General features: G+C 47.6%; 16 protein-coding genes. 4 read left to right on the top strand and 12 right to left on the bottom strand.

The window, feature by feature from the left end; all coding sequences use genetic code 11:
• Positions 1 to 22 precede the first annotated feature (22 nt).
• Positions 23 to 793: an AAA family ATPase gene (locus tag DXB70_RS00135; RefSeq protein WP_107000951.1), complete on the bottom strand. Its 771-nt coding sequence runs from the start codon at positions 791 to 793 to the stop codon at positions 23 to 25.
• Positions 794 to 951: 158 nt separating this feature from the next.
• Positions 952 to 1,491: an HD domain-containing protein gene (locus tag DXB70_RS00130; protein WP_243099854.1), complete on the bottom strand. Its 540-nt coding sequence runs from the start codon at positions 1,489 to 1,491 to the stop codon at positions 952 to 954.
• An 809-nt stretch (positions 1,492 to 2,300) separates the two neighbouring features.
• Here DXB70_RS00130 and DXB70_RS00125 point away from each other — a divergent pair.
• Positions 2,301 to 3,251 carry an alpha/beta hydrolase gene (locus tag DXB70_RS00125; RefSeq protein ID WP_117796780.1) on the top strand — a complete coding sequence of 317 codons (951 nt, stop codon included), beginning with the start codon at positions 2,301 to 2,303 and terminating at the stop codon, positions 3,249 to 3,251.
• On the opposite strand, the gene DXB70_RS14020 is transcribed toward DXB70_RS00125, so the two are convergent.
• The 10 genes from DXB70_RS14020 to rpmH form a co-directional block, all read right to left on the bottom strand.
• Positions 3,201 to 3,578, bottom strand: a complete 378-nt coding sequence (locus DXB70_RS14020; RefSeq protein WP_147354029.1) for a hypothetical protein — start codon at positions 3,576 to 3,578, stop codon at positions 3,201 to 3,203. The two genes, DXB70_RS00125 and DXB70_RS14020, sit on opposite strands and share 51 nt — an antisense overlap.
• 122 nt (positions 3,579 to 3,700) lie before the next feature.
• Complete coding sequence (locus tag DXB70_RS14495; RefSeq protein WP_279221049.1) at positions 3,701 to 3,829, bottom strand: hypothetical protein; 129 nt, start codon at positions 3,827 to 3,829, stop codon at positions 3,701 to 3,703.
• Between the two features lie 94 nt (positions 3,830 to 3,923).
• On the bottom strand, positions 3,924 to 4,691 hold the full coding sequence (rsmG, locus tag DXB70_RS00120) for a 16S rRNA (guanine(527)-N(7))-methyltransferase RsmG (RefSeq protein WP_118471741.1): 768 nt from the start codon (positions 4,689 to 4,691) through the stop codon (positions 3,924 to 3,926).
• Positions 4,692 to 4,951: 260 nt separating this feature from the next.
• A complete protein-coding gene (mnmG, locus tag DXB70_RS00115; RefSeq protein ID WP_118469368.1) occupies positions 4,952 to 6,859 on the bottom strand; it encodes a tRNA uridine-5-carboxymethylaminomethyl(34) synthesis enzyme MnmG in 1,908 nt (635 codons plus the stop codon).
• A 348-nt stretch (positions 6,860 to 7,207) separates the two neighbouring features.
• Positions 7,208 to 8,587 carry a tRNA uridine-5-carboxymethylaminomethyl(34) synthesis GTPase MnmE gene (mnmE, locus tag DXB70_RS00110; RefSeq protein WP_107000955.1) on the bottom strand — a complete coding sequence of 460 codons (1,380 nt, stop codon included), beginning with the start codon at positions 8,585 to 8,587 and terminating at the stop codon, positions 7,208 to 7,210.
• A gap of 189 nt (positions 8,588 to 8,776) precedes the next feature.
• Complete coding sequence (gene jag, locus DXB70_RS00105; RefSeq protein ID WP_107000956.1) at positions 8,777 to 9,445, bottom strand: RNA-binding cell elongation regulator Jag/EloR; 669 nt, start codon at positions 9,443 to 9,445, stop codon at positions 8,777 to 8,779.
• Positions 9,446 to 9,459: 14 nt separating this feature from the next.
• A complete protein-coding gene (locus DXB70_RS00100) occupies positions 9,460 to 10,713 on the bottom strand; it encodes a YidC/Oxa1 family membrane protein insertase (RefSeq protein ID WP_347474746.1) in 1,254 nt (417 codons plus the stop codon).
• A gap of 19 nt (positions 10,714 to 10,732) precedes the next feature.
• A complete protein-coding gene (yidD, locus tag DXB70_RS00095) occupies positions 10,733 to 10,942 on the bottom strand; it encodes a membrane protein insertion efficiency factor YidD (RefSeq protein ID WP_333489800.1) in 210 nt (69 codons plus the stop codon).
• The gene (rnpA, locus tag DXB70_RS00090; protein WP_107000958.1) at positions 10,938 to 11,297 is read right to left on the bottom strand and encodes a ribonuclease P protein component; all 360 of its coding nucleotides are present in this window, start codon (positions 11,295 to 11,297) and stop codon (positions 10,938 to 10,940) included. The genes yidD and rnpA overlap by 5 nt, the downstream gene beginning before the upstream one ends.
• A 120-nt stretch (positions 11,298 to 11,417) precedes the next feature.
• The gene (rpmH, locus tag DXB70_RS00085) at positions 11,418 to 11,552 is read right to left on the bottom strand and encodes a 50S ribosomal protein L34 (RefSeq protein ID WP_087225913.1); all 135 of its coding nucleotides are present in this window, start codon (positions 11,550 to 11,552) and stop codon (positions 11,418 to 11,420) included.
• A 599-nt stretch (positions 11,553 to 12,151) separates the two neighbouring features.
• On the opposite strand from rpmH, the gene dnaA reads away from it, so the two are divergent.
• The 3 genes from dnaA (at position 12,152) to DXB70_RS00065 (ending at position 15,189) form a co-directional block, all read left to right on the top strand.
• The gene (gene dnaA / locus DXB70_RS00080; protein ID WP_022358493.1) at positions 12,152 to 13,522 is read left to right on the top strand and encodes a chromosomal replication initiator protein DnaA; all 1,371 of its coding nucleotides are present in this window, start codon (positions 12,152 to 12,154) and stop codon (positions 13,520 to 13,522) included.
• A gap of 285 nt (positions 13,523 to 13,807) precedes the next feature.
• Positions 13,808 to 14,926 (top strand): DNA polymerase III subunit beta, encoded by a 1,119-nt coding sequence (dnaN, locus tag DXB70_RS00070; RefSeq protein WP_022358494.1) that lies wholly within the window; start codon positions 13,808 to 13,810, stop codon positions 14,924 to 14,926.
• Positions 14,927 to 14,982: 56 nt separating this feature from the next.
• A complete protein-coding gene (locus DXB70_RS00065) occupies positions 14,983 to 15,189 on the top strand; it encodes an RNA-binding S4 domain-containing protein (protein WP_107000960.1) in 207 nt (68 codons plus the stop codon).
• Positions 15,190 to 15,192 lie beyond the last annotated feature (3 nt).

Here is a 15,192-nt window from a genome sequence, read left to right as displayed (position 1 = left end):
CACTTCACCGTTATTTTCCTGCCTACAGCTCTTCTCCCCGGCTGATCACCTCTGCTGCCAGCAGACGGTAGCTCTCTGCACCGGTCGAGCGGCTGTCGTACAGGTTGATCGGCATTCCGTGGCTCGGCGCCTCCGCCAGTCGCACATTTCTCGGTATGATCGTCTTGTAAATCCGCTCATTTAAGTTCTGTTTTACATTCTCTACGACCTGCAGGGAGAGATTCGTTCTCGCATCATACATGGTAAATACCACGCCCTCTAGCTCCAGCGACGGATTCATCTTTTTCCGGACCAGACCGATCGTCCGGAGTACCTGGCTCAGTCCTTCCAGCGCATAATATTCGCACTGGATTGGCACCAGCACCGTATCTGCCGCTACCAGCGCATTGATCGTCAAAAGACTCAGCGACGGCGGGCAGTCGATGATAATAAAATCATACTGATCGCGGATTGTCTCCAGATAACCGTTTAACACCGACTCTTTATTTTCCACATCCAGAAGTTCAATCTCAGCTCCTGCCAGATTCGAATCCGAAGGAAGAACATCCAGATTTTCCTGAACATCGCGCATCAGACAGTCCTCCAGTGTGCAATCGCCCAAAAGCAGCTCATAGACTGTATCTTCAATCTGTTCTTTTTCCAATCCCAAACCAGTGGTTGCATTTCCCTGCGGATCAAAATCGATCGTCAGAACCCTCTGTCCCGCCTCTGCCAGGCATGCCGACAGGTTGATCGCCGTTGTCGTTTTACCTACGCCGCCCTTCTGATTTGCAATCGCAATCGTTCGTCCCATACCGTATTCCTTCCATTTCCTCGGTTTTATCTCACATGAAAGACAGGAAAAAGCCTTCCCGCAGGCATCCGCACAGCGATTTCCAGCTTTTTCCCGTTCTTGTCTTGCCTAATAGTATAACACACTTAAAACTCATTTCCTACTTTTTTAGAAAAATTTCATTTAAAATGTTTCACGTGAAACATCGGCTCCACCGTCTCCCCCAGAGCACACCATTTATCTGCCAGACACACAATCCATGCCTCGCGGCACTGAGGCGGCACCGGTATCAGCGGAAACATATGACGTGCGATGATATTTTTTTCCTTCCAATTTAAATGGTAATCTCTCTGTGCATTTCCAAGCGCTGTTTTCGGGTGACGGAAGCCGTGCAGGCGGTGCGAGGAATCCTTCTGATGCCAGTCATACAAAAAATAATCGTGCAGCAGTGCCCCTCTCACAAGTGATTTTTGTTCCAAGCGAATCTGCCACCGTTCCATCATCCAAAGGCTTGTGTAGGCAACATTGAGGCTGTGGCAGTAAATGGATGTCGTACCATGCTGCATCGCCAGCTTCTCCTCGTCTAAGCGCCCTTCCTGCTTCAGTTCGCGTATCGTTTCCGCCAGCAGCCGCTGCCTGCCCGCCGACAACTGAAAAGATTTCTCTGTCTTCCGTTCCATACGATGCTGAAAGCATAACTTATTTTCCTTCTTTATCATATCGCGCATTTCTTTCCCCATCGATTGATTTTTTGATACGTGAACATTATAATGAATTTAATATCGATTTTCAATGAAATTTTGTTTACATAAAATAGCATATTCATAACTGTTCACAGGTAGAAATTTTCTGAACTGAAAATTCCGAACGCTATAATTCTGGTTGCAGATTTTTCCGATTTGAAATGCGAAGCATCGGCAAAATCCCGTTACTTGGGCACACATCTGTGAACAGATATTCTGTGAAAAAACGCTGGAAATAGCTGAACTGGAATACAGGAAAATATGATATAATGAGCGCAAGTGAGCCAGAAAGCTGCTTGCAGATTTATGGCGAACGGCGAATGGCGATCACGATAGCTGCGTCAGCAGCGGTAAGCATCGAAGATGCGAATCGTGATATAATGTGAACACTTGACGAGGTATTTTCGAGTCTAGTGAGAACATATACCTGACCACTTAATGAGGTGTTTCACGAATTTAGTGGTCATGGTATAATGAGCGCAGAAGAAAAGAATGCGGCTGCGAAGCAGACATATTCTTTTCTTGCGCCATTAAGGAACGAACAGCCATGCGAAGCAGGGCGGTAGAGCGCGATAGCGCGGGTTCGTGAGTGGACGGGTGAGAATACGTTCATATGATATATATGAACACTTAGCGATGCATTTTCGATTCTAGTGCGAGTCATACCTAAATACTTAATGAAGCCAAGCCAAAGGCGATAGCTGAATTTAGTATTTATGGTATAATAGAATTACTTGATGAGATATTTTCAAGTTTAATTTTTCGATTCAAAAGGAGCTTTCTATATGAACACAAAAAACAAGATCATGACCTGCCTGATGCTGTCCGCCGGCGGCGCAGTTTCACTGGCACTTTTAAATAAATATATTCAATTTTCTGCCACCTCCCGCGGTCTGACCCGGGAAGAGAATTCTCTCTGCTACAAATGGCGGCTGGGAAATATCTACTATACAAAATGCGGTTCCGGCAAACCGCTTCTGTTGATTCACGATCTGCACTTTGCATCGAGCGGCTATGAGTGGGAATCCATCCGCGAACAGCTCAGCCACTCCTACACCGTCTACACGCTCGACCTTCTCGGCTGCGGACGTTCCGAGAAGCCGAACCTGACCTACACAAATTACCTGTTTGTCCAGCTGATCTGTGATTTTATTAAATCTGAGATCGGACATCGGACCAACATTCTCTCCACCGGTGATTCAGCGGCACTGTCTATCATGGCGTGCAGCAACTCTCCAGAACTGTTTGATCAGATCATGCTCATCAACCCGAGCAGTCTTACCGACTGTTGTCAGCTTCCGGGTAAAAATGCCAAGCTTTATAAGCTTCTTCTGGATCTCCCGCTGGCTGGAACGCTCATTTACCACATTGCGTGCAGCCGCTCTATGATCGAAGAGGCATTCCGCACCAAATATTTTTACAATCCGTATACCGTAAAACCGGTTCAGATCGACCGCAGCCACGAAGCCGCACATCTCGGTGAATGTCCGAAAGCGATCTTCTCCAGTATTGAATGCCGCTATACCAAGTGCAATATTTCCAATGCTCTCAGGAAGATCGACAACAGCATCTTCATCATCGGCGGTTCCGAGGAACCGATGATCGAGGCGACGATTCAGGATTACAAGATTTATAATTCCGCAATCGAGTCCTCTATCATCCCAAAGACCAAACATCTGCCGCAGTTAGAACAGCCGGATGCCGTGATGGATGCGATCCATATGTTTTTTTCTTAAAAAAGGATAATGAGTATGCATACCGCTGAGCGTTTTTTTCGTCATAGGACGAAGCTTATTACTGTTCACGCATACGTGCCCAGTGACGGAATTTGCCGCATTTAAATACGGCAAATTCCTGCTGCCACCACGTTTTCTTACGGCACTTTCGGTTCCAACAGTGCCTACCCGCGAACAGTTACTCTCTCTTTCCCACATCTCCATAAAAATTGCTTTTTCATACTCATACCATGATGCAGATACCATTTTCCCAGTATCTTTCATATTCACAGCGTCATCCTTCCGTACGCCTTGTTTGTTTCTTCTTGATAGGAACGGTCGTTTCATCCAGGTCCCGCCGCACTATCTATATACAAACAAAACCCCCGGAATGCTCCTCTTTATTCTACATTATTCCCACTCGATCTCTTCGGCTTTCGCACAAAAAAACTATATTCTGTAACGAAAACTCAAATTTTATAAATTTTCCCTATTATTTCCAGCTCTGCCATCGCCTCTACCCGCTTCTCCAGATTTCCTCTGTCATATGCCTGATACGGCTTCTGGAACACAATCTTCCAGAACAAATATTCAGTCATACATTTTTGTTTAAACCCCGCCTATATGAAAAAGAAAGACTGTATATCCTACGTGTTCCATATACAGTCTTTCTCTATCTACCTTTTGATTGCTTTATTTCAGCGGCTCCCGCGACGGCGTTCCCGCTTTTCTCGGATACTTCTTTCCCGTCCTCTCTGTCTTATGAATCCGGACCAGGTTACGCTCATCCTCATTGGCAAGGTGGAAGGAAATCACATCCTCCAGCTCACCGCCCAGCTTGCGGATCGCACCTTTTCCCGTCTTCATCTCTTCCTCCAGTTTGCCCGATTTGTACGGCACAAACCAGCCACCCACCTTAACAAACGGCAGGCAGTATTCCGACAGCGTGGAAAGATTTGCCACCGCGCGTGAAACGCAGAAATCAAATGTTTCACGTGAAACATTATCATGTGCCGCATCCTCCGCCCGTCCGTGAACCGCCTGAATTTTTTCCAGTTCCAATGCCTGAATTACCTCGTTCAGAAAGTTGATCCGCTTATTTAAAGAATCGAGAAGCGTGACCTTTAAATTTGGAAATGCAATCTTTAACGGGATACCCGGAAATCCAGCTCCCGTTCCAACATCGATCAACGTATACTCTTTCTCTGCCAGATCCGGCACCGCTTTCACAAGTGCCAGACTATCCGAAAAATGTTTGGTCACAACTTCCTTCTGTTCCGTGATCGCTGTCAGATTCACCATCGTATTCCAATGAATCAACAGTTCATAGTAATCGTAGAACTGCTTGATCTGGTGTTCATTTAACGTGACACCCATCTCCTGCGCTTCTTTCTGAAGCTGCTCGGTAAAGTCTGCCGGAGGCAGAACCACACCGCTTTCTACTTTATTTTCTTCTGCCATAAATATATCCTTTATGATATGTTCTATTTTTTCTCAGGTTCTTATCTATCTTACATTTTGAGTTGCTGCAATGCGTTTACCTGTTTCCATGCAGTCTCTGACTCGTTACTGTTCACGCATACGTGCCCAGTAACGGAATTTGCCGTGGCTTCGCATTTAAATACGGCAAATTCCTCCTGCCACCAGGTTTTCTTACGACACTTTCGGTTCCAAAAGTGCCTGCCCGTGTACAGTAACTCTGAATCCGCTCGTTTCTATATTTACAGTTCTTTCTTCTCTTCCCCATGCCCCGCATGGCGGCTCTGCTCTAAGTGTACCAGCAGCACCGAAATATCCGCCGGTGACACGCCCGCGATTCGGGATGCCTGACCGATATTTGCCGGTTTATAGAGATTTAACTTCTGTACTGCCTCACGGCGCAGGCTTCCGACCGTGGAATAGTCGAAGTTTTCATCCAGCTTCCGGCTCTCCATCTTCTTGAACTGTGCAACCTGCTGCAGCTGGCGGCGGATATAGCCGTCATACTTGATGTTGATGTTGATCTGCTCGATCACATCTTCCGGAAGTTCCGGACGGTTCGGATCCAGCTCTGCCAGTGCTTCATAGCTTAACTCCGGACGGCGTACCAGCTCTGCCAGCGTTGCCGCGGTCTTGAGCGGGGTGCTTCCGTGGCGCTCTAAAAATTCCTGCACTTCTTTTCCAGCGCCAATGTTGATCTTCTCCAGACGCTTTGCCTCTTCCTCGATTATGTTTTCTTTCCAGAGAACACGCTCATACATCGCATCACTGACCAGTCCAATCTCATGCCCGATCGGGGAAAGACGCAGATCCGCGTTGTCCTGACGCAAAAGCAGGCGGTATTCCGCACGCGACGTCATCATCCGGTACGGTTCATGGTTTTCTTTGGTAACCAGATCGTCGATTAAGACACCGATATATGCCTGGGAACGGTCGAGGATGATCGGTTCTTTTCCCAGCACTTCGCGCGCCGCATTGACACCCGCCATAAAGCCCTGTACCGCCGCTTCCTCATAACCGGAGCTTCCGTTAAACTGACCGCCGCTGAACAATCCCCGGATCGCCTTAAATTCCAGCGATGCCTTCAACTGGCGTGCATTGATACAATCGTACTCAATTGCATATGCATTTCGAACAATTTTTACATTTTCAAGTCCCGGCACGGTACGATACATCGCGTACTGCACATCCTCCGGCAGGGAACTGGACATACCGCCCAGATACATTTCATTCGTATAAATTCCCTCCGGCTCGACAAAAACCTGATGACGGTTCTTATCTGGAAATTTTACCACCTTATCCTCGATCGATGGACAGTAACGCGGACCTGTTCCCTCGATCGCGCCCGAAAAGAGGGGCGATCGATCCAGGTTGTTGCGGATGATCTCATGTGTTTTCTCATTGGTATAGGTCAACCAGCAGGACACCTGCTCCTTCTGCACCGACTCCGGATCGGTGGAAAAAGAAAATGGCACAACCCTCTCATCGCCGAACTGCTCTTCCATCTTAGAAAAATCGATGCTGCGCTTATCAACACGCGCCGGTGTGCCCGTCTTGAAACGGAACATCTCGATTCCCAGCTTTTTCAGGGAATCTGTCAGATGGTTTGCCGCCTGCAGACCATTCGGTCCGGTCGGATTGCTCACATCACCATAGATACATCTCGCTTTCAGGTACGTTCCCGTTGCCAGCACCACCGCCTTGCAGTAATACGTCGCGCCGGAGTACGTTTTCAGTCCTTTGATCTGACCTTCTTCCACGATCAGCTCTGCCACCTCTCCCTGACGGATCGTCAGGTGATCGGTATTTTCCATGGTACGGCGCATCTGGCGGGTGTATTCCTGCTTGTCCGCCTGCGCGCGGAGCGAATGCACCGCCGGTCCCTTGGACTGGTTGAGCATCTTGGACTGTATAAAGGTTTTATCTATATTTTTTCCCATCTCGCCGCCGAGCGCATCCAGCTCGCGCACCAAGTGGCCCTTCGAGCTTCCGCCGACATTCGGGTTGCACGGCATCAGGGCGATGCTGTCCACGCTGACGGTAAACACGATCGTCTCGAGTCCCAGTCTCGCGCTTGCCAGCGCCGCCTCACAGCCGGCGTGTCCCGCCCCGACGACCGCTACATCATAATTTTCTGTTAAACAGGGCATGTTTCCTCTTTCCTCTCTATCTCTGCGTTCTATTCAAGTCGAACGTCCGTGAGACTTGGCGCGTGGTTCTGGTCAGCGTAAGCTGACATATTCTTTACAGAATCACTGCGCATCCTCGCGGAGCGTTTATCTCAGTCGGAGACAAGGCTTCCACTGAGACAAATTTGCTATTACTCACCACGGGAGTCTTCTCGACTGAGATAAACACTGCGGCTCATGCGCCGTATGATTCGCAGCCGATTTTACTGTAGCTGCACATTTCAATTCGATCAAACGCCTTATATTCTTTCTTGTTTTCAGATCCACCCTATCATACCACAAGGAAAGAAACCTTGCAAAAAAATTGATCTATTTCCCCATACAAAAATGGCTGAAAATCTCATTCACCAGATCCTCTTCCAGTGATTCCCCAAGGATCGTTCCAAGATGTTCATAGGCATCCATCAGATCAATCGAGAAAAAATCCTCCGGCATCGCATTGTCGATGCTTGTCTCGACCAGACGCAGGCTTTTCAGCGCCTGCTCCATCGCCGTCTTGTGACGGACGTTTGTCAGCATGACCTGATCGTTGAAATTCAGGTTTCCCTGCAAGAACATCGTCTGAATTTTTTCCTCCAATCGATCAATTCCCTGCTGTTCCTTCGCCGATACCGGAATCACTTCCTGCCCGCACGCTTCGCGAAGCGCTTCTTCTGTGAGAACCGGTTCCAGATCTGTCTTATTTAAGAGGACGATCACCTTCCGTCCCCGGATCAAATCGAGGATCTGACGGTCATTTTCATCCAGCTCCCTTGATCCATCGACCACATACAAGATCAAATCTGCCTCATCCGCAATCTTTCTCGCCCGTTCCACGCCAATCTTTTCAACGATATCCTCCGTTTCCCGGATGCCCGCCGTATCGATCAAATTTAAGCTAAGCCCGCGCAGACGGATATTTTCCTCCAGCGTATCGCGTGTCGTACCGGCGATCTCTGTCACAATCGCGCGCTCCTCTCCCAACAGTACATTCATCAGGGACGATTTTCCTGCATTCGGCTTACCTAAGATCACGGTTTTGATCCCCTCCGTCATGATACGCCCGTTGTCAAACGTCCCGATCGACGCCTCCAGTTCCATCTCTATCGGCTGCAGCGTCTCCCGAAGGCGCTCCGGATATCCGTCCAGAGAAATATGCTCCGGATCATCAAGTGCGGACTCAATAAAGGCAATCTCATAGATTAGTTTTTCGCGAAGTTCCCGCACTTTCCGCGACATTGAACCGCTCAACTGGCTGACCGAAGACTGCAGCGCATACTCATTTTTCGACTGGATCACATCGATCACGGCTTCCGCCTGCGAAAGATCAATTCTGCCATTTAAAAACGCCCGCTTCGTAAATTCGCCTGGTTCCGCCAGCCGCGCCCCACATTTTACCGCCAGCTCCAGAATCCGCTTCATCACCAGCACGCCTCCGTGACAGTCAATCTCTACCGTGTCCTCCGCCGTATAACTGTGCGGACCGCGCATCAAAAGAAGCAGCACTTCATCGATCCGTTCCTCTCCATCCCGAATATATCCATAATGAATCGTATACGTTTTCTGCTCTGAAAGCCTCTTCCCCGCCACCGCCGGTTCAAACATCCGCTCCGCCACCGCCACAGCGTCCGAACCGCTAATCCGGATAATCCCAATCCCCGAACTCGAAAGCGCCGTCGCGATCGCGGCGATTGTATCTGTATATACCATATATATATAAATCCTTCCTTGCTTTTTATCTTCTTATTCTATACCATATGGAAGCATTTTCCCATCTTTATTTACAAATCTAGTCTAATATTTATTTCTTTTTTTATGTTTTCACGATAAACCTCTCGCGCTCGATCCCCCACAAAAAAGAAGGTCTAGATACCTCCAGACCTTCTTCGTCATACTTATTTACTTCTCATATCTCCCATACCCGTCACTTCTCTCGCGTCTGCCCTCACGCTTCAGCGAAATAATCACATGCCGGAACGGATCCTCGCCCTCGCTGCGGGTGGTGACATACTTGTCATTCTGCAGCGCTGCATGAATGATCCGTCTCTCATACGGGTTCATCGGCTCCAAAGATACGGAACGTTTCGTTCTCTTTACCTTGTAAGCAATGTTCTTTGCCAGTGTCTCAAGCGTCTCTTTCCGTCTCTCGCGGTAATTCTCGGTATCGAGCTTCACGCGGACGTAATTCTCGCTCTTCTTGTTGACAACCAGGCTGACCAGATACTGGAGAGAATCCAGGGTCTGACCTCTCTTACCGATCAAAATACCCATGTCCTCGCCGGAGAGGTCAATGTTCATCTCGCACTCTTCCTCATTGAAAGCCGCTGCGATCTTCACATCTAAGTTCATCGCATCAAATACCTGGCTTAAAAAGTCGATCGCACGATCCTCGAGCGTCTCTTTTTTCTTAGCACGGATGATCGCCGGTTTCGCGCCGATCCCCAGAAATCCGGCGCTTCCTTTTTCGACCACTTCGTACTCTAATTTATCACTGGTGGTTTCCAGTTCAATCAGTGCCTTTGTTACTGCCTCATCGACTGTCTTAGCGGTAACCGTAATCATATCCATCCTGCGCCCTCCTTCTATTTTTTCGCGTGCTTATCGTTGTACTTCTGCACCATCTTGGCCTTGGAAGCCAGACTGCCCGGCTTCGGATCGGAATTGTAAAATGCTTCAGACGCCTCCATCTGCTTTTTATTGCGGGAGATCTTGTCCTCTTTCGCCTTGCTTTCCGCATCCTCGCGTGCCTGAAGCGCCTTTAAATTCACGCTTGCCTTCTCGCTGACATTGGCCGGCGGCAGACCTTTTCTCGCTCTCTTCTTGTTCATCTTCTCCACGTTGCGGCGGATCAGATCATCGACATCGATCTTGTTCATATGTGCATTTACGATCAGCTGCTGAACGAGCTGGAATGCACCCTGAACGACCCAGTAGATACCGATCGCGGACGGCAGGGAGAAACAGAAGAATACGGACATCAGCGGCATCGTGATCATCATGCTGTTCATCATGCTCGCGCCCGGCGCGTCCTGATCCACCTGCTGTAAATTGGAAATCAGCTTGGTGGAGAGCCACTGGGTCAGACCCGCAAGGATCGGGATGATCCATGCGATCGTGATGTGGTTAAAACCGGTAAACGGCGGAGTTGCCAGATTGATGCCGAAGAAATAGTTCATCTGCTCAATCTTGCTCGCATTTTCTGCGATCGTCGAAGAGATCTGCGGGAATAAACTTTCCAGCGTATCCCATCCAGCCGGTGTCAACTTATATAACATATCTACGACTTTGTTTGCCACGGTGTAGTCTACCTTGTCCACCGCCATGCCGACACCGCTTGCCAGCTCGGAAATCTTGTTGATGTAATCCGGCTGCTCCATCAGCGGGTTCGCTACGTTGTCAAAAAAGACACGTACTGACGGTACGTATGCCGGAATGTTGTAGATAACCCGGTACAAAGCGAAGATAATCGGAAGCTGAATCGCCATCGGCAGACATCCTGCCATCGGATTCGAGCCATATTTCTCATAGACTGCCTGCATCTCGACCTGTTGTTTAGCCATCGATGCCTGATCGGTTTTTCCCTTATACCTATTCTGAACCGCCTTGATTTCAGGGTTCATAAGCGACATAAGTTTTGACGATTCCTGCTGTTTGATCGTCAGAGGAAATAACAGTAACTTTGTGATAATGGTAAACAGGATGATACACAGACCGATATTCATGATCCCCATGCTGCTGGTAATCCGGAATAAAAAGTCCATGATATAACCAAACACGCTGGCGATCGGTCCCATGATCGAACCTGCCTTTGTCGCAACTAAAACGCTAACGTCCAATGAACTACCTCCTCATCCTTTACGGAACTGGATCATAACCGCCTTCTGCAAATGGATTACAGCGAAGAATCCGCTTACATGCCAAAATCATACCTTTTACAGCGCCGTACTTTTTAAGTGCCTGGATGGCGTACTCCGAGCACGTCGGCGTGTACTTGCAGTGAGGTCCTGTCATAGGGGAAATATAGAGCTGATATCCCCGAATCATCTTTATCAAGATCTTCTTAATCAATATTCTCACTTCGATTCTCCAGAATGTTATGCAGTCCGCATAAGTGCAGGTATGCACTCTCAATTTTTTTGAAGTCTGCTTCTTTCGCTGCCGGTCTGGCAACGACTACGATGTCTAATCCGAGTCTGACTCTGTCCTTATTTAACCGATAGCTCTCCCGTACCAACCTTGTCACGTGATGGCGGACCACGCTGTTTCCAACCTTTTTGCTGACGGAGATACCGATCCGAGGCTCCTTCCCGTCATCCACCCGCTTCACGTACATAACCAGAAGCTTATTGGCATAGGATTTCCCTGTCTTGTAAACCTTTTGAAATTCGCTGTTCTTCTTAATTGAATTAAAACGCTTCATTAAAATCACCAATTCCCCTGCACCGAGTGTGCATCGCAGAGCTTTTCTTAATATTCTTAGAACTTTTTCTATGAATATTAAGAAAGGCCACAATCTATAACTCGATTGCGGCCTCGTTCATTAAGCAGATAATTTTGCTCTACCTTTTGCTCTTCTGGCAGCCAGAACTTTTCTTCCACCTGCGCTGCTCATTCTCGCACGGAATCCATGAACTTTTGCTCTCTGTCTTTTCTTCGGCTGAAATGTCATCTTCATGTCTGCATACACCTCCTCATCCATAATATAGTAAGAGAAATCCACGCTTCCTCCGGCTCACGCCGAAATCCGCATTCTTCTCAACATAGTTAGACTATTGTAATTAAACATCTTCTCCATTATATAGAAGAATTCCGCATTCGTCAACCACTATTTTGATCTTTTTAATCCCCATAGAACAAGGAATTTCTGTGGTTTTTCCACCATTTCGATCCTGCGTCCCCACAGATCGATCGTCGATTGCTGTCGAGGCACCTTATTGTATACAGTATACACACCGGGACGTTTCCATTTTGTGGATAAAAAAATCCTTATTTTATCAGCATTCCCGCCACCTATTCACAGCTTATCCTCCACTTATCCACATTTTGGGGATAACTTGTGGAAAAGCCGTGGAATACGATCTGGATAAGCTTCTGATTGTTCACACCCATTCACCAAAAAGCCTTATTTTTCGGCGTTTTTTCCACGTGGATAACTGAATTTCACTTATTCACATTGCGGGTTTTTATTGAAAAATGTGGACAAATCATGTAGAATAGAACTTAGATTGGGTTATTTTGCAGTTTTGGCTGCTTTTTACGTTTAGGAGACACAGTATGATAGAGAAAATTAAGGAAAAATGGGATGAAATTCTCCTCCATATTAAAGAAGAACACGAACTGACGGACGTTTCTTTCAAAACATGGCTGCTTCCGACGCAGCCTTATTCCATGAAAGACGGCACCCTTCAGATCCTGGTTCCGGATGTGCAGTTTCTCGGCTATATCAAAAAAAAATACGGACTTTTGATCCAGATTACCATCGAAGAACTAACCGGAATCGAGTGTGAGGTCGATTTTGTCACCATCGAACAGGTCGATGAGCCGCAAAAAGAGACGGACAAAAGCCATCTGATCAACCGCCCGTCCGAGGTCAGCCGCCAGCTCATCCAGGATGCGAACTTAAATCCGCGCTACACATTCGACACCTTCGTCGTCGGCGCGAACAATAACTTAGCGCACGCCGCTTCCCTCGCCGTGGCAGAATCTCCGGGTGAGATCTACAACCCTCTCTTCATTTACGGGGGTGTAGGTCTGGGAAAAACGCATCTTATGCACTCGATCGGACATTTTATCTTAAAAAACAATCCAAAAGCGAAGGTTCTCTACGTTACAAGTGAGAAGTTTACGAACGAACTGATCGATGCGATCCGGAACAAAAACAATATTTCCACCACGGAGTTCCGTGAAAAATACAGAAACAACGACGTCCTCCTCATCGATGATATCCAGTTTATTATCGGTAAGGAATCGACACAGGAAGAATTTTTCCATACCTTCAACGCACTCTATGAAGCGAAAAAACAGATCATTATCTCCTCAGATAAACCGCCGAAAGAGATCGAGACGCTGGAAGAACGGCTTCGTTCCCGTTTCGAATGGGGTTTGACCGTCGATATCCAGTCGCCGGATTATGAAACCCGTATGGCGATCCTCCGCAAAAAAGAGGAACTCGAGGGCTACAATATAGATAATGAAGTGATCAAGTACATCGCCACCAACGTCAAGTCCAACATCCGTGAACTCGAGGGCGCCCTTACCAAGATCGTCGCCCTTTCCAAGTTAAATAACAAGGAGATCACGACGGAGCTGGCGGAGGAAGCGCTCAAGGATCTCATTTCCCCGAACGCGGAGAAAGAAGTGACCCCAGAGCTGATCATCCAGGTCGTTGCTGATCATTTCGGTATCACTCCGCTTGACATTTCCTCCCAGAAGCGCAACAAGGAGATCGTATTCCCGCGCCAGATCGTGATGTATATCTGCCGTTCGATGCTCGGAACTTCCCTGCAGAATATCGGCAAATATTTAGGCGGTCGGGATCACACGACGATCATCCACGGTCACGACAAGATCGCTGCCGATATGGAGAAAAACGAATCGCTTCGCAATACAGTGGAAATCTTAATGAAAAAGATCAGCCCACAGTAGGTTTCTTCCACAATTTCGCGTGGAAAAGTGGTTGAAAACCTGTGGATAACTTTTCCCACATTTTGCTCCATTTCAGGGCTGTGGATAATTCAAAAGTTATCCAGCCGGTTCCGGACAGTTTTACACAGCCTTTTTAACCATTCAAAAGGAGTCTGAACCCCTGTATTTTCGGGGCTGTCCGGAGAATTCCACATATTCACAGCCCCTACTACGATTGCGACGGAATTTATATATATCTTTTCTTTCCGTTCCACGTTATTTTTAGCAAAGGAGTTATCAACAAACATGAAGCTTTCATTTGAAAAAGATCATTTAATGAACGGCATCAACATTGTTCTGAAGGCCGTTCCTTCCAAAACCACCATGCCGATTCTCGAATGCATCCTGATCGATGCTGTTTCGGATGAGATCAAACTGACCGGCAACGATATGGAGCTGGGAATTGAGACGAAGGTCGAAGGAACGATCCTGGAACGTGGAAAAATCGCTCTTGATGCCAAGCTTTTTTCCGATATTATCCGCAAGCTCTCCGGCGAAAATTCTACGATCACGATCGAATCGGATGAAAAATACAACACGACGATCACCTGTGACAAGGCTATTTTCCAGATTCAGGGCAAGGACGGCGATGAATTTTCCTATATTCCCCACATTGAGCGGGATAAATTCATCACACTTTCCCAGTTTACCTTAAAAGAGATCATCCGCCAGACGATCTTCTCGATCTCGCCGAACGACAGCAACAAGATGATGACCGGTGAGCTGATGGAGGTCACCGGCAATGAACTTAAGCTCGTTTCCCTCGACGGACACCGCATGTCGATCCGCAAAGTTGCATTAAAAGAACAGTACAGTGATATAAAAGTCATCGTTCCTGGCAAGACTTTAGGTGAGATCAGCAAGATCTTAAACGGTGACAACGACTCTGAGGTACAGATTTTCTTCAGCACCAACCACATCATGTTTGAATTTGACGACACGATCGTGTTATCCCGCCTGATTGAGGGCGAGTATTTCCGGATCAATCAGATGCTTTCCTCCGATTATGAGACGAAAGTTACCTTGAACCGCCGTGATTTCATGGATGCGATCGACCGTGCGAGCATTCTCGTCCGTGAAAATGATAAGAAACCTTTGATCTTAAACTTTACCGATGAAGAAATGGAGTTAAAGATGCATTCCGCCTTCGGTACGATGGATGCCCGTCTGGCGATTACCAAGTTTGGAAAAGACCTGATGATCGGCTTCAACCCGAAGTTTTTGGGTGATGCGTTACGAATCATCGATGATGAGGAAGTGACTCTGTACATGATGAATCCGAAATCCCCGTGCTTTATCCGGGACGAGGAGGAGACTTACATCTATCTGATCCTGCCGGTCAATTTCAATGCGGCAGCGATCTAACCTGCCATTTTTAGACATGGCAGGTGCAGACAGTAACAGAAAGGATCTGAAATAAGATGGAGATCAAACTGAGAGATGAATTTATAAAACTGGGTCAGGCGCTCAAGGCAGCTGGTCTGGTAGAGTCCGGCGTGGACGCCAAATTTGCGATTCAGGACGGGCTTGTGAAGGTCAATGGCGCGGTGGAGATGCAGCGCGGCAAGAAGCTTTACGACGGGGACAAAGTCGAGTATGACGGAGAGACCGTAACAATCACCAAATAAAGG

The organism is Clostridium sp. OM05-5BH (assembly GCF_003481505.1).
GTDB lineage: Bacteria > Bacillota > Clostridia > Lachnospirales > Lachnospiraceae > Otoolea > Otoolea fessa.
This window is presented reverse-complemented; position numbering and strand designations above follow the sequence as displayed.